Annotated in this window: 18 protein-coding genes; 6 read left to right on the top strand and 12 right to left on the bottom strand. The window is 64.4% G+C overall.

From position 1 onward, the window contains the following. Positions 1-17: 17 nt before the first annotated feature. From EHH60_RS28945 to EHH60_RS28920, 6 genes are all read right to left on the bottom strand, one after another. Entirely contained in the window at positions 18-860 is an 843-nt protein-coding gene (locus EHH60_RS28945) for a phosphatase PAP2 family protein (protein WP_158626785.1), read from the bottom strand. A gap of 102 nt (positions 861-962) precedes the next feature. After that, on the bottom strand, positions 963-2750 hold the full coding sequence (locus EHH60_RS28940; protein ID WP_124162781.1) for an adenylate/guanylate cyclase domain-containing protein: 1788 nt from the start codon (positions 2748-2750) through the stop codon (positions 963-965). Positions 2751-3028: 278 nt separating this feature from the next. Continuing rightward, the gene (locus tag EHH60_RS28935; RefSeq protein WP_124162780.1) at positions 3029-3985 is read right to left on the bottom strand and encodes a tripartite tricarboxylate transporter substrate-binding protein; all 957 of its coding nucleotides are present in this window, start codon (positions 3983-3985) and stop codon (positions 3029-3031) included. Between the two features lie 123 nt (positions 3986-4108). Continuing rightward, positions 4109-4480 (bottom strand): dimethylsulfonioproprionate lyase family protein, encoded by a 372-nt coding sequence (locus tag EHH60_RS28930; protein ID WP_124162779.1) that lies wholly within the window; start codon positions 4478-4480, stop codon positions 4109-4111. A gap of 27 nt (positions 4481-4507) precedes the next feature. Continuing rightward, complete coding sequence (locus EHH60_RS28925; RefSeq protein ID WP_124162778.1) at positions 4508-5146, bottom strand: RraA family protein; 639 nt, start codon at positions 5144-5146, stop codon at positions 4508-4510. A 21-nt stretch (positions 5147-5167) separates the two neighbouring features. Continuing rightward, positions 5168-6685 carry an AMP-binding protein gene (locus EHH60_RS28920; RefSeq protein WP_124162777.1) on the bottom strand — a complete coding sequence of 506 codons (1518 nt, stop codon included), beginning with the start codon at positions 6683-6685 and terminating at the stop codon, positions 5168-5170. Between the two features lie 231 nt (positions 6686-6916). Between EHH60_RS28920 and EHH60_RS37715 the strand changes: the two genes are divergently transcribed. Further along, positions 6917-7540 (top strand): hypothetical protein, encoded by a 624-nt coding sequence (locus tag EHH60_RS37715; RefSeq protein ID WP_199752125.1) that lies wholly within the window; start codon positions 6917-6919, stop codon positions 7538-7540. A gap of 121 nt (positions 7541-7661) precedes the next feature. On the opposite strand, the gene EHH60_RS28910 is transcribed toward EHH60_RS37715, so the two are convergent. Together EHH60_RS28910 and EHH60_RS28905 are read right to left on the bottom strand one after the other, a co-directional pair. After that, positions 7662-7877, bottom strand: coding sequence for a hypothetical protein (locus tag EHH60_RS28910; protein ID WP_124162776.1), 216 nt, complete (start codon positions 7875-7877; stop codon positions 7662-7664). A gap of 18 nt (positions 7878-7895) precedes the next feature. Then, on the bottom strand, positions 7896-8894 hold the full coding sequence (locus EHH60_RS28905; protein WP_124162775.1) for a 2-dehydropantoate 2-reductase: 999 nt from the start codon (positions 8892-8894) through the stop codon (positions 7896-7898). 159 nt (positions 8895-9053) lie between these two features. On the opposite strand from EHH60_RS28905, the gene EHH60_RS28900 reads away from it, so the two are divergent. Further along, positions 9054-9620 (top strand): YidB family protein, encoded by a 567-nt coding sequence (locus EHH60_RS28900; RefSeq protein WP_199752123.1) that lies wholly within the window; start codon positions 9054-9056, stop codon positions 9618-9620. A gap of 42 nt (positions 9621-9662) precedes the next feature. After that, on the top strand, positions 9663-9935 hold the full coding sequence (locus EHH60_RS28895) for a GlsB/YeaQ/YmgE family stress response membrane protein (RefSeq protein ID WP_199752121.1): 273 nt from the start codon (positions 9663-9665) through the stop codon (positions 9933-9935). A gap of 131 nt (positions 9936-10066) precedes the next feature. On the opposite strand, the gene EHH60_RS28890 is transcribed toward EHH60_RS28895, so the two are convergent. Beyond that, positions 10067-10852: an SDR family NAD(P)-dependent oxidoreductase gene (locus tag EHH60_RS28890; RefSeq protein WP_124162773.1), complete on the bottom strand. Its 786-nt coding sequence runs from the start codon at positions 10850-10852 to the stop codon at positions 10067-10069. Positions 10853-11099: 247 nt separating this feature from the next. Here EHH60_RS28890 and EHH60_RS28885 point away from each other — a divergent pair, with 247 nt between their 5' ends. The 3 genes from EHH60_RS28885 to EHH60_RS28875 are packed head-to-tail and all read left to right on the top strand — an operon-like array spanning position 11100 to position 14173. After that, positions 11100-12164, top strand: coding sequence for an acyl-CoA dehydrogenase family protein (locus EHH60_RS28885; protein WP_124162772.1), 1065 nt, complete (start codon positions 11100-11102; stop codon positions 12162-12164). A gap of 18 nt (positions 12165-12182) precedes the next feature. After that, positions 12183-13343 (top strand): acyl-CoA dehydrogenase family protein, encoded by a 1161-nt coding sequence (locus EHH60_RS28880; protein ID WP_124162771.1) that lies wholly within the window; start codon positions 12183-12185, stop codon positions 13341-13343. Between the two features lie 17 nt (positions 13344-13360). After that, on the top strand, positions 13361-14173 hold the full coding sequence (locus EHH60_RS28875) for an enoyl-CoA hydratase/isomerase family protein (RefSeq protein ID WP_124162770.1): 813 nt from the start codon (positions 13361-13363) through the stop codon (positions 14171-14173). Between the two features lie 202 nt (positions 14174-14375). Here EHH60_RS28875 and EHH60_RS28870 read toward each other — a convergent pair whose 3' ends face one another. The 3 genes from EHH60_RS28870 to EHH60_RS28860 all read right to left on the bottom strand — a co-directional run bounded on the left by EHH60_RS28870 (position 14376) and on the right by EHH60_RS28860 (position 17302). Beyond that, positions 14376-15125: a VOC family protein gene (locus EHH60_RS28870; RefSeq protein ID WP_199752146.1), complete on the bottom strand. Its 750-nt coding sequence runs from the start codon at positions 15123-15125 to the stop codon at positions 14376-14378. Positions 15126-15127: 2 nt separating this feature from the next. Then, the gene (locus EHH60_RS28865) at positions 15128-15919 is read right to left on the bottom strand and encodes an enoyl-CoA hydratase (protein ID WP_124162768.1); all 792 of its coding nucleotides are present in this window, start codon (positions 15917-15919) and stop codon (positions 15128-15130) included. A 177-nt stretch (positions 15920-16096) separates the two neighbouring features. Next, complete coding sequence (locus tag EHH60_RS28860; RefSeq protein WP_124162767.1) at positions 16097-17302, bottom strand: ABC transporter substrate-binding protein; 1206 nt, start codon at positions 17300-17302, stop codon at positions 16097-16099. Between the last annotated feature and the right edge of the window lie 155 nt (positions 17303-17457).

Below are 17457 nucleotides of genomic sequence, written 5' to 3'. Positions count from 1 at the left end.
ACCTCCGGCAATGCCGCTTAAACCGGAGCGGGCGCGGGCGCCGTTGTTACTGGCTTCCACTCCGTCTTGGCCGCCTCGAAAAGCATCTTGGTCTTGGAGCTGACAGGCAGAGCCATGATCTTTGCCTTGCACTTTTCGGCAATGAACTTTCCCGCCTCGGTATCGCTTCGATAGTGCACCCCCGCTCGCTCGCGGTTCACTGCGACTCTGTCAGCAAGCCATTCGAGTTCACACTTGTAGGAACACGCGACCTCCTCCAGAAACAGAGACATGAGCCAGCTCTGCAAGGAATGACCGCTTGGAAATGAAGCATGTGCTGGTGGGCCGAAGGCCGGCAGCAAGCCTGGGCAGGCGTACGATGGCCGCGGTCGCTTGTAGTAGTCCTTGTAAAAGGCCGCCACGATCTGGCCGATGCGAACGGCAAGATTCATGATCACCAGCGTATAGTGGTGCTCACGATTATTGGCCGCCATCAGGCTCACCCAGTATCCGGGCGCATTGTCATGCTGCGCAACGATTTCGCCCATGTAGCGCTCGCGATCGGTCTGCATGAGCAGCTGAAGTTGCAGGATCTCGCCGGCCACAAAATCCTGATAGTCCGGCTTGCTCGGGTCCCAGGCGAGCAGAGTCGGCCGCTCCGCGGCGAGGTCCGTGTGGATCGTGTCCCAATCGGTATCCCTTATGAACTCCGTGAGAGAGAGCAGACAAAGGACGTCGGGATCCCATGGGCCGATCCTGTCTTTCCAGCATTCCTTGGGCAGCAATTTCTCCGGAAAGCTCGGGTCCGTGTTCGGCCCGAGGTCGTACTGCAAGGTCAGGGGTCGGAAGCCGAGCTCGGGTGGCGTGGCACCGAAGGCCATTCCCATTCCCATTCCCATCCCCATGTCATCCTCCAGAGCTGTTTTGTGGGATCCTGAATGTTATGGGCGGCCACCAAGGGCCACGGTGCACTTATCGCGCCGTCAGCGAGGCAACCCAGCTTCAATCAATCGTTCAGCAAGTAGAGCGAGCCGGTCCGGCTGCTTGATTGGATACCAACTGCAATATTTCTCAACTGAGAACGAGGGATCGATCCTCATGTGCGCGGCGCCAACTTCGCGCGCCCGCTCGATAGAACCGGCGGCCACGAGGCTCGCGGCAAGAAGCCGCAAATTCGCGGCAAACCGCGGAGCAGCTGCCATGACCTTCGTGCCCCAATGCACGGCCTCGTCGAAGGTTTCATTGGTGTAGTGCGCGTTGGTGAGCGCCGACTGATAGAAATAGGCGTACGGATCCAGCGGCGACAGCGACACACCATAGGACGCTCGCGCCACTGCACGGGGGCCGTCACCGAGATAGCAATAGGTCGATGCGCTCAGGGACCACGCAATGGCAGAATTGGGCGTTCCCCAGATGGCACGGTCGAAAGCATCGAGAGCACGGTCATACGCGGCGAACAGAAAGGAATTGATGTGTCCGAAAATGGCGAGCGCAACAGGATCTGACGGCTCGAACTCGAGCGCCCGCGACGCAAGTCTGAGCGCTTCTGCCGAATCGGCCTTGAAGTCAGTGGAATGACCCTCACCAATGTGCAGGATGTACCACTTGGCCATTAATGCATAGGCCGCGGCATAGTGCGGATCGTATTCCAAGGCACGCTCGAACAAGCTACGCGCGGCAATCATGTCATCGTGGCCGAGGCGGTACAGTCGGTACATTCCCTGCAGAACGAGATCATAAGCGTTCATGCTCTGTGGAACCTTGCGCTCGGCACGCTGCAGCTCGGAGATATGAATGTGCGGAAGCAGTGCATATGCGATACTGGTCGCGATCTTCTCCTGCACATCGAAGAGCTGCGCGATCGACGCTTCGTACTGATTGGTCCACAGCATGGAGCGGGTATCGACATCGATCAATTGCACCCGCATCCGCAACAGCTCACCCTGACGGGTCAGCGTTCCGGTCACGAGGTATCGCACACCCAGGCGGTGGCAGATGGCAGCCGGGTCGATCGTAGGATCGCTGAATCCCAGCGTCGATGTGCTGGATACGACAAACAGCTCGCGAATACCCGCCAGCGAAGCGACGATGTCGTGGACAATTCCCTGCGCGAGATAGGCATCCTTTGCCTCAAGTCCGAGCATCTGGAGGGGCAATACCGCGACTGACGGTTTGAGCGCGTGAGCTACCGAGACGGTCGGAGGACGCAACTGCTGATGCGATATCTTGAATGCGCGAACGCGCCGCTCGATGTTCTTGAGCGTCAGGAAGCCGAGATCGGCGGCATGGTAGTGCACATCATCCTTGACGCGATCGTGAATGGCGCCGGAAATCACAATGCCGCCCGCGCCGGCAAATTCCTGGAGGCGGGCTGCGATATTCACCCCGTCGCCGTAGATGTCGTCGCGCTCAGCAATGACGTCGCCGACATTTGCCGACATCCTCAGTTGCAGCGATTCGCTTGCGCCAGCGGAAGCTTCGGCCAGATGCAGTTGAGTGTCGAGCGCGAAGCGGATCGCGTCAACCGGCTGCTCGAACTCCAGAAGCAGGCCATCCCCTGTGCTCTTGATCACATCGCCGCCGCACGAGGCAACACGCGGCTCGATGACGTCGGCTCGCAACGACATCCACCGCTTGTGCGTGCCTTCCTCGTCCGCTCCCATCAGCCGCGAGTAGCCAACGACATCAATGAATACCGTGGCGGCGCTGTGCCGCCTTGGTCGACTCTGATCCGAGCCGCCTTCCGGGGACGTGTTGTCGACTCTGATCATCACAGCTCAACAACTCTGGGCAGGCACAACCGCCAGGTGGAAGGATAGCAAACAGCTATCGGCGGGCAAATGCAAGGTCTGCGATTGGCCGCGCAGCGCCTTCCGGTTGAGGGCTGCTTCTCGCAAACAGGCCGAAATCGCCTTTATACCGGGGGTAGCAGACCGAGCGCCGGCAATTCACCGAGACGGCCCATCGACTTATTGCAACAAATTTAGGCCGGCTTGGTGCCCGACACGCCTGCAGCGCCGCATCCGTGTGCGGATGAGTGCCAGCAGCCCTACGCCCTGATGTTGTTGTCCTTCACCACCTTGCCCCAATAGGCGACCTGCTTGTCGAAGAAGGTCTTGAAGGCGGCGCCCTCCTGGAGCAGCAGCGTCATGTGCTGCGTCTCCTTGAGCTGGGTAGCGGTCGCAGGCTCGTTCAGGATCTCCTTGGAGGCCGTCGCCATGGCCGAAACGATCTCGGTCGGCGTGCCTGCGGGGGCGAAGATGCCCCACCAGGCGAGCGTCTCGAAATCCGGGAAGCCGGCCTCGATCGCGGTTTGAGTGTCCGGCAGGGCCGGCAACCGCTCGCGGCCGAGTTGAAGGATCGGGCGCAGCATGTTGGTGCCGAGCTGGGCTGCGACCAGCGCGGCCGATCCCGCGATCAGGTCGACATGGCCGCCGAGCACGTCGTTCATCGCAGGGCCGCCGCCGCGGTAGGGCACGTGCATGATCTCGACGCCGGCTTTGCTGCCGAGCACCGTCATGGCGAGATGGCCGAGCGTGCCGATGCCGACCGAGGCATATTTCACCGCGCCGGGCGTCGCCTTGCAGGCCGCGACCACGTCGGCAAAGCTCCTGTAGGGACGGCCGGCGCCCGCGGCGATCACGTAAGGCGCGGTGCCGATCAGCAGCACCGGCATCAGCTCGCGCTCGACATCGACCGGCGGCTTATCGAGAATCGCCGGGATCACCGCGTGGGAATCGAACGTCACCAGGAAGGTCGAGCCGTCCGCCGGACTCTTGGCGACCTGCGCCGCGCCGAGCGCACCGGCCGCGCCGGATTTGTTCTCGACCACCACGATGCGATTGAGTTTTGTCTGTAGGTTGCTCTGCAGCAGCCGCGCCATCGCGTCGGTCGAGCCGCCCGGCGGGAACGGCACGACAAGCGTGATCTTTCCGGCCTGTGCAGCCGCGGGCGCCACGGCGAGAATGGCGGGCGCGGCCAGCAACGTGCGTCTTGTGATCGTCATTGTCCCCTCCCTGTGATTTTGCGCCCGGCTTTGTTTGCTCTTTGGCGCTCGAGCATGATCCGGAAAGCTAGCAGCTTTCCGGAAAGATCATGCTCCAGATAGATACCTGAAGCGCCGAGCGCTTCAGGTCGTTCCGAAGCCCGACCCTGCTTTTCTGTATTCTGGCCGAGGCGGACTGAAGATGTCCAGCACGCGGGCGCCGTCCGGGCCGGCGCGCATGGTGTGCGGCACGTTGCCCGGCGTGCGCCAGAAGTCGCCCTTCTTCACCGGGATTTCCTCATCGCCCTGGACGCGGATGGCGGAGCCGTCGAGGAGCACGCCCCATTGCTCCTCGGGGTGATGATGCAGCGTACCTTGCGCATGCGGCGCCAGCGTCACCACCGAGAGCATCGCCTGCTCGCCGGAGAAGATGCGCGTGGTCACGCCACTTGCGAGCTCGCGGAAAAGCCCGTCGCTGGTATCGTCGATGTTGTGGAATTCGTCCTTCTGGCTCACGGCATCCTCCGCTTCGTTCTCGTCCGATCAGGACTTTCCGTACGAGCCCTGGTAGCGGCCCTCGCGGATCGCCTTCAGCGTCTCCTCCTCGCGCGCGACCTGCACGCGTACCGCATCCAGCAGCGCGGCGGCACCGGCGGCGGGAAACGACACCACGCCGTCCTCGTCGCCGACCACGATGTCGCCGGGCGAGATCACGCTGCCGCCGACGCTGACAGGCACGTTGATCTCGCCGGGGCCGTTCTTGTAGGGACCGCGATGGATCACCGCGCGCGCATAGCAGGGAAAGTCGTCGGCCGCGAAAGCCGCGACGTCGCGGATCGCACCATCGATCACATAGCCTTCGGCTTTGCGCCACTGCGCAATGTTCTTCATGATCTCGCCCACCAGCGCCCGCGTCTCGTCGGCGCCGCCGTCGACCACGATGACGTCACCCGGGCCGACCAGCTCGAGCGCGCGATGGATGGCGAGATTGTCGCCGGGCCGGGTGCGCACCGTGAAGGCCGTCCCTACCAGCTTGCCGCCGCGATGATAGGGCCTTAGCCCCACCGCGCCCGGCAAGCGGGCGAGATTGTCCGAAATCACCGAAGTCGGCGCGCCCCTGAAACCCTCGATGATATCGGCCGGCGGCTTTGGCACGCTGCTCGCTGCGATGGTGATCGTCATGTCAGTCCTTCCGTATCTGTCTTACTCGACGTGCGCCCGCGCCTTCGCCGGCCAAATCCGGAAGGCGCGCCCCTCCCTCATCCACGCTGCGCGCTCATCGCGCAACAGCGTGCGGCGGACTTTGCCGGAATCATCGCGCGGCGGAGCGCCGACGAACTCGAAGCTCTCAGGATGCTTGTAGCGGCTGAGCCGGTCCTTCAAAAATTCGGCCATGCCGTCGGCGATGGCCTGGCCGTCCGCATCAGGCTCTGATTCGATGATCGCATGCACGCGCTGACCCAATTCCGGATCGGGCAGTCCCACCACCACGCAGGAGCGCACGCCGGGGCAGGCGGAAACCGCGGCCTCGACCTCAGCCGGATAGATGTTGGCGCCGCCGCGCAAGACCATGTCGGCCAGGCGGTCGCCGAGATAGAGATAGCCTTCCGCATCCAGCCTGCCGATATCGCCGAGCGACTCCCAGCCGTCAGCGCGGCGCTTCGGCTCGGCACCGAGGTAGTGATAGGTGGCGTCCTTGCCGTCGTTGTTGAGGAAGTAGATCTCGCCGGTTTCGCCCGGCGCAACATCATTGCCGTCCTCGCCGATGATACGAAGCTTCGCCATGTCGCCGATCTTGCCGACCGAGCCCTTGTGCGTCAGCCATTCCGTGCCGGAGATGATGCAGGCGCCCTGGCGCTCGGTGCCGCCATAGAGCTCCCAGACCCGCTCGGGCCCGAGCCAGGCGATCCAGTTCTCCTTCAGCCAGGGCGGCATCGGCGCGGCCATATGGAAGACGGTCTGCAGGCTCGACACATCGTAGGCGTTGCGCACGTTCTCCGGCAGCGCCCAGATCCGGTGCATCATGGTCGGCACGAAATTGACCCATTGCACGCGCTCGCGTTCGATCTGGCGCAGCGTCTCTTCGGCATCGAACTTGACGAGGCCGGTGAGTTGGCCGCCGGCGAACAGCGCGTAATGCGACACGATGAACGGCGCATTGTGGTAGAGCGGACCGGGATTGAGCAGCGAAACCCCGAGCGGGATGTTGAGCGGCGGCGCGGCGACCGTGTCGGTCACCGCCGGCTGATGATCGAGGATCACCTTGGGACGGCCGGTCGAGCCGCCCGAGGTCATCGCTTTCCAATAGCGCGCCACCGGGGCATCGAGCGGCTCGTCCGAGAACCCTTCCGGCACGAAGTCCACAGGCAGCCGGTTGGGCGCATTCCAGTCGGCCTCGCCGCCGACCACAAGCGCCGGCTTCAGAATGTCGAGCACGGCAGCGGCCTCGCCGCGCGGCAGCCGCCATGACAGCGAGGTCGGCGTCGCCCCGCACTTCCATACCGCAAAGGAGGTCTCGAAGAACGCGTTGCCGTTCGGCAAGCCGATCGCGACGAAATCGCCGGGCTTGACGCCCCTGGCCGCGAATGCCCGGGCGCGCCGGTTGGCGCCACGCTCGAGCTCGTCCCAGGTCAGCGTGTCCTGCCCGTGGCGGATGGCGATCGTGCCATGCGGTTTGCGTTCAGCGTACCAGCGCGGCACGTCGGACAGGGGCAGCAGCATCAGGCGTTTCCACTTCGTCTTCTTGGTGATGCCTCGGGGGTGAGGCACTCACGGCATGAGTGTAACAGTCTGCCGGCAGGGCGCTGTGACTCCCGCGCCACGTCAAGCACAAAATGTCAGCATTCCGGCCATGAAAATACCGAGTTCCATGGGTGACAAGGCGGCGAGAAAGGGGCAAAAATCCGTCTCGACTCAGTTCGGGTTGAGTCTTTCAAGGAATGCTCTCGTAGAATGTCGGCCGTAGCTACATCGCGTCGTGCGGCGCTGCTTCTCATGACCGCAGCAGGATTTTTCCTGCTGACGCATGCGCATGCCGAGGCGCAATGGTGGAAACGCGCGCCGGTCGATTTCGAGGAATGCGCCGACGCCGCCGAGAAAGCCGCAACCAAGACCGAGAAGACATCCGCGCTTGCAGATTGCAACGCCAAGTTTGCCGGCCGCCGCAAGCCGGGTGGCGGCTATTCCTATTACGACTTCCTCCAGGATCGCACCTTCGATATCGCCGGCCCCAATCCGACGCCGGAGGAGCAGAAGAAAATAGACGAGGCCTACACCGCCTATCTCGCCAATCAGCGCCGCAGCAACGAAGCGGCTCAAGCCATGGCCCGCCAGCAGCGCGAGCAGCAGGAACAGCAGTTGCAGCAGCTTCAACAGGTCGCGCTGCGCACCGAGACCGCGCGCGTGCCGATCCCGCTCGAGCGGCCGAAGGTGCAGCAGGCCGCAAGCCCGAGGCCGAAGGGCGCGCCCTGCACCAAGGGCTCGTTCTCCTGCGAATGGCCGCGGCTATCGGAAAGCTTGAATGATCTGAAGAAGCTGTTCAACCCGACGCCGAGCAAGCCCGCGAAGAAGGGCTGAGCTGCACCCACGACCGTCATTGCGAGCGCAGCGAAGCAATCCAGAGTCTTTCCGCGGCGCGATTCTGGGATTGCTTCGCTGCGCTCGCAATGACGAGTTGCATCGAGATCAGCTCCCACCCTCAGTTCGTGCGCTTCTTCTTGCCCTGCTTCGGTTTGGCCACCGGCGCAGTCGCCGGCTCCGTCACCATCGGCGAACTCCCCAATTGCGACCGGCTCTCCTGCAATCGCCTGTCATAGCCAGGTGAGTTCATCACCGTCGGCGGCCTTGCATAGGCGAGCGTCGATGTGCCGCAGAAGGCGGTCAGCGCGAGCCCGATTACCAAGCGACGTTTCATGCGTTCCTCCCTCGGGCGCTACCCGCGGATCTGCTGCGGCGTCAGACGAAGCGGACCTTTGCCGGCCGCCTCAGCCTCCTTGATCAGCGCAACAATGCGGCGCATCAGCGGCACGCTGACATTGTTCTGCTCGGCGAGCGCGATGACCGCGCCCTGGAGATAGTCGATCTCGGTCTTGCGGCCCTGCTTCAGATCCTGCCACATCGAGGAGCGCGCCTCGGGATCGATCTTCATCGTGCGTCCCAGAATCGCTTTGAAGATCGCATCCGGCAGCCGTAGCAAGGCCGGAGACCAGCCCATCGGGATCGGCGTCGCCGAGACCGGCGTGATGCCGGCGGCCTTCAGCACGGCGAGCCCCTCGGCCATCTGGTCGGCGAACAATCTGCGCCAGTCGCGGTTCGCCAGTTGCGCGGCGAGCGGCATGTCGGACAACGCGCTGAGCGCATTGTTCAGATTGATGATCAGCTTGCCCCATTGCACACCGGCGATGTCGGCGCTCGCGCGCACCGCGAGACCGGCAACCGAAAGCGCCGCAGCCGTGTTCTCCGGATCCTCTCCCATGCGGATGTCGCCGGAGGTCGAACGGTGGAAACGGCCCTCGCCCATCGCGATCACGTTGAACGGCACCATGCCGGCAAGCACGCGGCGGCCGCCAAGCCGCTCGCGCAGCACCGCGACATTGCCGATGCCGTTCTGGAGCGAGACGACGATGGCATCCTGCGGCGCATGCTGCGCGATCTGATCCGCGATATCGGCGGTGTCGGCGCTCTTCACCGTGACCAGCACGATACCTGCGCTGTGGAAGATCGCGGGGTCCTCCGATAGCGCGAGCTGACCCGCGCCGAGCCTCCTCTCGGAGGCGTCGAAATCGGTCAGAAGCAGGCCGAACCGTTCGATCTCGGTCTTCACTCGCGGCCGCACGAGGAGTGCGACGCGGCGGCCCGCAGCGGCCAGCATGCCGCCGACGAAGCAGCCGATGGCACCCGCGCCGGCGACTACGATTGGTGGATTTGTCATAAACTCGCCTTGCTCAACCTGAAGGGCCCATCTTCGATAGCAGAGGCCAGGCCGGCTGCCCATCGCGTCGCAGCCGCCTTGTAACCGTCATGAGTGCCCCATATGTTTTCGATCCGGGGGGCAAGTCAGCGGCGAGCACTCGCCGAACGGGAGAGCACCATGGGTCTACTCGACGTCCTCAACGGCATGCAGAACGGCCCGCGCGGCCCGAGCACGCCAAGCTCGGAGAAATCGTCCGGCGGCATGTCGCCGATGACCATGGCGCTCCTCGGCCTGCTCGCCTGGAAGGCGTTCAAGCATTTCACCGACAACCAGTCCGGCTCGGCGCCGCAACCGTCGCCGACGCCCGCGCCTCCGCCGGTGAACGCGGGTGGGGGTGGCAGCCTGAGCGACGCACTCAAGGGTGGCCTCGGCGGCCTGCTTGCTGGCGGCGCGGCCGGCACCGTACTCAGCGGCGGGCTCGGCGATCTCCTCAACCAACTCCAGCAGAGCGGTCACGGCGACACCGCGAACTCCTGGGTCGGCAAGGGCGAGAACAAGCCGATCGCGCCGGGCGATCTCGCCAGCGCACTCGGCGCCGACCAGATCGACAGCCTGTCCGCCCAGAGCGGCCTGTCACGTGAGGAGCTACTCTCCGGTCTCAGCCAATACCTGCCGCAGGTGGTCGACCATCTGACGCCGGATGGGCGGCTGCCGAACGAGAACGAGATCTCGAGCAGAATCTAGTCGAAATCCGATCGACTCGTTCTCGGGAAGGGGAGCACACTCATGAGCATAGGCGGCCTGTTGTGGATCATCGTCGTCGGCTTCGTCGCCGGCCTCATCGCGCGCTGGCTGGCGCCGGGGCCGAACAATCCGAGCGGCTTCATCCTCACAACCATCCTCGGCATCGCCGGCGCATTTCTGGCGACCTTCATCGGCCAGGCCATCGGGCACTACAGCCTCGACCAGGGCGCCGGCTTCATCACGGCCACGATCGGCGCGGTGGTGGTGCTGTTCATCTGGCACCGGCTGGTGGCGAGCGGCGTGATCAAGGGGTAGCGCCAAGACGCCGACAATGAGAGAAGCAAACCGCCTCCTCACCGTCATTGCGAGGAGTCCTTGCGACGAAGCAATCCAGACAATTTCCGCGGAGGGATTCTGGATTGCTTCGCTGCGCTCGCAATGACGAACTAAGTAATCAAATGCATCCCCGCATCCATGCGCACGACCTCGCCGGTCATGTTGCTGGAGGCCGGCATCGCCAGGAAGCAGACGAGCTGGGCAATATCCTCTGCGCTCGAGGCCACCTTCAGCGGCACCTTGGCGACCACGCCGTCGCGCACCTGCTTGGCTCCCGCCTCGCCGCGGCCTTTGGTGAACCAGGGGGTGTCGATATAGCCGGGGCACACCGTGTTGACGCGGATCAGCGGCGCCAGCGCGCGCGACAGCGACAGCGTCATGGTGTTGAGCGCGCCCTTGCTCGCGGCGTACGCAATCGACGAGCCGACGCCGCTGATGCCGGCGACCGACGACACGTTGACCACCGCGGACGGTCGCCCCGAAGCCTTGGCGCCGGCCTCGAGCAGGCTGCGCGCCGCGCGCACCATCTGGAACGGGCCGATCGTGTTGACTCCGTAGACCCGCTGGAAATCTTCCGCCGACAATCCGTCGAGATCGGCGTGAGCGACATGCTTGGTGGTGCCGGCATTGTTGACGAGCACGTCGAGCCGGCCCCATCCGCTGGCTGCTGCAACGATCTTGCGGCAGTCCTCATCTTTGGAAACGTCGCCCTGCGCGACCAGGACCTCAGCGGCGCCCGCCTTGCGGCAGAGCTCAGCCGTGGCCTCGGCCTCCTTCTGGCTCGACGAATAGTTGATGACGAGCCGCGCCCCGCTCCGCGCGAGAATTGCCGCAGTCGCCGCGCCGAGGCCGGACGCCGACCCCGTCACGATTGCGCACAGACTATCCTTTGCCATCCCGAATTCCTTCCCCTGTTCTGACGCTGGCGTCCTCTTTAGCGACTTTGCCGCGCCCTGCAAATCGAGCAAACTCCGCTAAGCGGAATTAGCCTCCTATTGGCCCTTGCGCCCATGCCCGCGCCGCAGGCTGACCTGCGATCAACGCTTGTCAGGGCCATGGCTTTTTTCGATCATCGGGCGCAAGAAGAGACCGCGCACCCACCTACGGAACGGGACGCGCCAATGGCAAGACACGGGGAACGCTGTGGCGGAGAGTGACAATATCGTCGTCGAGACCGCGGAGAAGATCTTCGCCGATCTCGCCGACCCGCAAACCATCAACAACGACAAGAAAGGTTCGTGGCAGGCGCCGCTGTGGCAGGCGCTGAGCGAGGCGGGCCTGCCATTGTCCTGGGTGTCCGATGACCTCGGCGGCTCAGGCGCGAGCCTTGCCGACGGCTTTGCACTGCTGAACGCCGCCGGCCGTTTCGCGGTCGCGGTGCCCCTGGCCGAGACCATGCTGGCGGGGTGGCTGCTGGCGCAAGGCAGGATCGCCTCGCCCGAAGGCGAGATGACAGTGTTGCCGGCATCGCCGAGGGACCGCATCAGCCTCGATGCCGACGGCGCGCTCTCCGGCCGCGTCCGCGGCGTGCCGTTCGGGAAGACAGCAAAGCACTTCGCGGTGCTGGCGCACGGCAAGGACGGTGTTTCCATCGCGCTGGTCGATGCGGCCAAGGCGCGGATCGAGGCCGGGCTCAATGTCGGCTACGACCACAGCGACACCGTGACGCTCGACAAGGTCCAGCCCATCACCATCAAACCCGCGCCGAAGGGCTTCGACCAGACCACGCTGATGCTGATGGGCGGCGTCTCGCGCAGCCTCCAGATCGCAGGCGCGCTGGAGTCCATGCTCGATATCTCCGTGCGCTATTCCAACGAGCGCGTCGCCTTCGAGAAGAAGATCTCGAAATTCCAGGCGGTGCAGCACAATCTCGCGCGCCTTGCCGGCGAGTCCGCCGCGGCGCTTGCGGCGGCGACGTCGGCCGCCGACGCGATCGCCAACGCAAGATCCTTCAACGACGAGGTGTATCTCGAAGCCGCCTCCGCCAAGATCCGCTGCGCGGAAGCCGCCGAGAAAGGCGGCGGCATCGCCCATCAGGTCCATGGCGCGATCGGCTTCACCATGGAGCACATCCTGCACCGCTATTCGCTGCGCGCGCTGGCCTGGCGGGACGATTTCGGCTCGGAAAGCTACTGGGCCGTCGAGCTCGGCAAGCTCGTCGCAAACCGCGGCGCCGACGAATTGTGGCCGCTCGTGGCGTCGCGCTGATCAGGGGACGAGACAACAATGACCGCTGCCCTCCGTTTCGATCCGATCCGCCTGCCGGAGAAATGCGAACAATTGCGCAAGGAAGTGCGCGCCTTCCTCGCCGAGGAAATCGCCGCCGGCACCTTCGATCCGCACAAGCCCAACCGCGAGGACACCGACGCACCGGAATTTTCTCGCCGGGTCGGCGCCAAGGGCTGGCTGGGGATGACGTGGCCGAAGAAATATGGCGGCCAGGAACGCTCCTTCCTCGAACGCTACGTCGTGACCGAAGAGATGCGCGTGGCCAACGCGCCGACGCGACGCTTCTTCGTCGCCGACCGCCAGAGCGGGCCGGTGCTGCTGAAATACGCCCCTGAAAACATCAAGATGGATATCCTGCCGCGGATCTGCCGCGGCGAGATCTGCTTTGCCATCGGCATGAGCGAGCCGAACTCCGGCTCCGACTTGTTCGCGGCGAAGACGCGTGCGACCAAGACCAACGGTGGCTACCTCATCAACGGAACCAAGATCTGGACCTCGTCGGCGCATATCGCCGACTACATGATCGCGATCTTCCGCACCTCGCCGCCGACCAAGGAAAACCGCCGCCACGGCCTGACGCAGTTTTTGGTCAAGATGAAGCAGCCCGGCATCAAGGTGAACCCGATCGGCCAGATCACCGGCCAATACGAGTTCAACGAGGTCGTCTTCACCGACCATTTCATTCCCGACGATCATGTGCTCGGCGAGATCGACGGCGCCTGGAAGCAGGCGACCTCGGAGCTCGCCTACGAGCGCTCGGGTCCCGAGCGCTTCCTCGAAACCTATTACGTGCTGACCGAGCTCGTCCGCGCAGTCGGCCCCAATCCGGACACGCGCAGCGCCGAGGGCATCGGCCGGCTGGTGGCGCAACTCCACACCATGCGGCGCATGTCGGTCTCGGTGGCCGGTATGCTGGAAGCCGGCAAGGAGCCAGTGGTCGAGGCGTCCATCGTGAAGGACATCGGCACGGTCTGGGAGCAGCAGCTGCCGCATCGCGTGCGCGATCTCGCCGCCTTCGTCGAGGAGACCGCGACCAACCGCGAGACGCTGGAGCGGCAGCTCGACTTCGCGATCAAGACCGCACCGAAGCTCACCATCCAGGGCGGCACCACAGAGGTGCTGCGCGGCATCATCGCCCGCGGATTGGGCCTGCGCTAATTCAATCGAGGATCATCATGAGCACCTACAAAGACATCGGCGTCGAGAAGGTCGGGCACGTTGGCACCATCGAGATCCGCCGCCCGCCGCTCAACTTCTTCGACATCTCGCTGATCAACCAGATCGCGGATGCGCTCGACGAGTTCGACCGCGACATCGAGATTCGTGCCTCGGTTCTGTCCGCGCAGGGCAAGGCGTTCTGCGCCGGCGCCAATTTCCAGGATCCGGCTCGGCAGGCGCAGGAAGCGCGCGAGGCCGAGAAGAAAGGCGATCCGGCCGACAGTCTCGGCTCGATCAACCATCTCTACATCCAGGCCGTCCGCATCTTCCGCGCCAAGAAGCCGATCGTTGCCGCCGTCCAGGGCGCGGCCATCGGCGGTGGCCTGGGGCTCGCGGTGTCCGCCGACTTCCGCGTCACCTGCCCCGAGGCGCGCTTCTCCGCGAATTTCACCAAGCTCGGCTTTCATCCTGGCTTCGGCCTGACCGTGACGCTGCCCGAGCTGATCGGCAAGAACAACGCCGAGCTGATGTTCTACACCAGCCGCCGCGTCACCGGCGAGGAGGCCTACAAGTGGGGCCTCGCCAACGAGCTGGTGCCGCAGGACCAGGTCAAGGCGGCCGCGATGAAGCTCGCCGGCGAGATCGCCGAATGCTCCCCGCTCGGCCTGCTCTCCACCCGCGCCACGATGCGCGCTGGCCTCGCCGACCGCGTGATGGCCGCGACCAACCACGAGCTCGCCGAGCAGACCAGGTTGCGCGCGACGGAGGACTTTAAGGAAGGCGTGAAAGCCACGGAAGAGCGGCGGGTGGCGAATTTTAGAGGGCGGTGATTGCGGCAGGGTCTCGCCGTGTCCCTCTAGCGCTTCCACAAACTCCCCTGTCGTCCCTGCGAAAGCGGGGACCCATAACCACAGGGAGTGGTTGTAGCGCGAGTTGACAACTCCGAGTCTTCGCCAAACCACTCGCTGTGGCTATGGGTCCCGGATCTGCGCTTCGCTTGTCCGGGACGACAGCGGTGTGTGTGGCAACCGCTCAAGCTACAACCCGGAACGTCACTCCGCCCAGCAGAAACTCTTTGCCCGCAACCGCGAGGCCCTTCGCCTTGGCGGCATGCAGCACCTGCGCCACGTCAGTCACACGAAACTCCAACGCGCTCATGATCTCGCTGGCGCCCTTCACGAAGCGGAAGGTTGCGTTGGGCAGCTTCAGTTCGGCGCCAGTCGGCGCAACGCCGATGATCTTGCCCCAGTGCTCCGCAAGCTCGATCGGATTCGGGCTCTGCATCTCCACCGCCGTCAGCGCCTGCGTCACATCCTTGCGGATGAACTTCTGCCAGTCCGGTCCCGCCGGCGGGTAGGCGCCAAGAATGTCGTCGCTGCCTTCGGTGTGGTTGAACTCGATGAAGGCGGCGCGGCAGTCGCGGGGGTGGAGCTGAACGCCGTGATAGGGCGCATGGTCGATGACGTTCGCGGTTCGCACGCCGAGCGCGTTGGCGTTGCGGCCGCGCGCGTCCGGATCGTCGCAGCAGAAGATCGCCATGTAGCCGCCGCGGCCGCCGGTCTTCTCGATGAAGCGGCCGGCCGTAGTGCCCTCCTTGAACGGCGCAACCACCTCCAGCAAAATCGTGTCGACCGGGAGCAGCGCGTTCTCCAGGCCGTATTTAGCGACATTGCCGTCCTGATAGCAGACGGACAGGCCCATGATCTCCGCGATATCGGAGACGACAGGCGCGAGCTGCGGCGCGACCAGGCAGATCTGCCGCAGCCGCATATGGGGCGCCATGGTCATGCGCCCTTGAAGGTCGGCTTGCGCTTCTCGACGAAGGCCTTGGCGGCTTCCTTGTGATCCTCGGTGTCGCCGCAGCGGGTGTGATGGATCGCCTCGCCGTCGAAGCAGTCCTCCAGCGCCAGATGCTCGGCATTGTTGATGTTGCGCTTGATGAAGCCGAGCGCGATCGACGGGCCCTGTGCCAGCGACAGCGCGAGCTCGTGGGCGGCGGCATCGATCTCGGCGTCGGGCACGACCCTGGTCACCATGCCGATCGCATGCGCTTCCCTGGCCGTGAGCACCGGCGACATCAGATAGAGCTCGCGCGCCCGCGCGCTGCCGAGCAGTTGCGTCAGGAAATAGGTCCCGCCGTAATCCCCGGAGAAGCCGACCTTGGCGAAGGCGGTGGTGATCTTGCAGGATTCGGAAGCGATGCGCAGGTCGCATGACAGCGCCATCGACAGGCCCGCGCCGGCGGCGGCACCATCGAGCTGCGCCACCACGGGCTTGGGCATCTGATGCAGGATGCGCGAGACCTCCATGCCGCGGCGCAGATTTGCAAGCTTCTGCTCGAACGGCAGCGGCGCGCGGCCCGCTGCCATCGACTTGACGTCGCCACCGACGCAGAAGGAGCCGCCGGCGCCCTTGAACAGCACGGCCCGCACCTCCGGATCGTCGGCCGCGCGCCGCGCCGCCTCGACCAGCCCGGCGACCATGTCCGGGTTGAGCGCGTTCTTCCGCTCCGGCCGGTTCATCGTGATGGTGAGCAGCCCGCCTTCGAGCTTCTGCAGGACCATGTCGTTGCTCACAGGACGTCTCCCTTGTTGCTGTTTTGCTCCGTCATTCCGGGGCGCGCCCCTTGGCGCGAACCCGGAATCCGTTCCTCAACCGTCACTGCCGCCCGATGGATCCCGGGTTCTCGCTGCGCGAGCCCCGGGATGACGACCTACCGTTGGGCGCGCTCGTCGCCACGACGACTCACGCCGTCACTTCTTCACCAACGGGCAGCGCGACTGCTCCAGCGGCTGGAACGCCTCGGCACCGGGCACCGTGGCGAGCAGCTTGTAGTCGTCCCAGCGGCCCTTGGACTCTGACGGCTTCTTCACCTCGAACAGGTACATGTCGTGGATCATGCGGCCGTCCTCGCGGATCTTGCCACCCTTGGCGAAGAAATCGTTGATCGGCGTCTCCTTCATCACCTTGATCACTGCCGCGGCATCGGTCGTGCCGGCCGCCTTCACGGCTTTCAGGTAATGTGTGACGGAGGAATAGACGCCGGCTTGCGCCGAGGTCGGCACCCGCTTGGTGCGTTCCATGAAGCGCTTCGAGAATGCGCGCGTGTCGTCGTTGAGGTCCCAGTAGAACGCCTCGGCCAGCAACAGGCCCTGCGCGGTCTCCAGCCCGATCGAATCGATGTCGGAGACGAAGGCGAGCAGCGGCGAGACCTTCTGGCCGCCCTTGGTGATGCCGAACTCGGCCGCCTGCTTGATCGCGTTGACGGTGTCGCCGCCGGCGTTGGCAAGCCCGATGACCTTGGCTTTGGAAGCCTGGGCCTGCAGCAGGAACGAGGAGAAATCCGACGTGTTGAGCGGATGGCGCACGCTGCCGAGCACCTTGCCGCCGGTCTTGGTCACGACGCTGCTGGTGTCCTTCTCCAGGTCCTGGCCGAAGGCGTAATCGGCGGTGAGGAAGAACCAGGTGTCGAGACCCGACTTCACAGCCGCAAGACCGGTCACATTGGCCTGGCCGTAGGTATCGAACACGTAGTGGATCGTGTAGGGACCACAGGCCTCGTTGGTGAGACGGATCGAGCCCGGGCCGTTGAACATGATGATCTTGTTGCGCGCTTTCGCGATCTCGCCGGCGGCAAGCGCGGTCGCGGAGGCCGCGACGTCGTAGATCATCTCGACGCCCTGGTTGTCGAGCATGTCGCGTGCGATGTTGGCGGAGAGATCGGCCTTGTTGAGATGGTCGGCCGCCAGCACCTGGATCTTGCGCCCCAGCACCTCGCCACCGAAATCCTCGACCGCCATTTTGGCCGCGGTCTCGCTGCCGGGACCGGTGATGTCGGCATACAGGCTCGACATATCGAGGATGCCGCCGATCTTCAGCGGCGGCTTGTCCTGGGCCTGCGCCACACTCGCACTCAATGCAAAAGCGGCGGCAAGAATGCCCGGCAAAATTCTCTTCATCGAAAACGATCTCCCTTATCGCGCCGTACTCTGATGGCGGCCTGGTTATTGCTCTTGGTGATAGCTGTTCGCTATCGCTATTGCCGCAATCATGCCACATGCGCAACAGCGCAGAAAGCGCGAGGGGGTTGCAAGAGCGCGAACGCCGCACATGA

Origin of the sequence: Bradyrhizobium sp. RP6 (assembly GCF_003837805.1) — a bacterium.
Classification (GTDB): Bacteria; Pseudomonadota; Alphaproteobacteria; order Rhizobiales; family Xanthobacteraceae; genus Bradyrhizobium.
The sequence above is the reverse complement of the archived record's forward strand: the minus strand, read 5'-3'. Positions and strand labels throughout refer to the sequence as shown.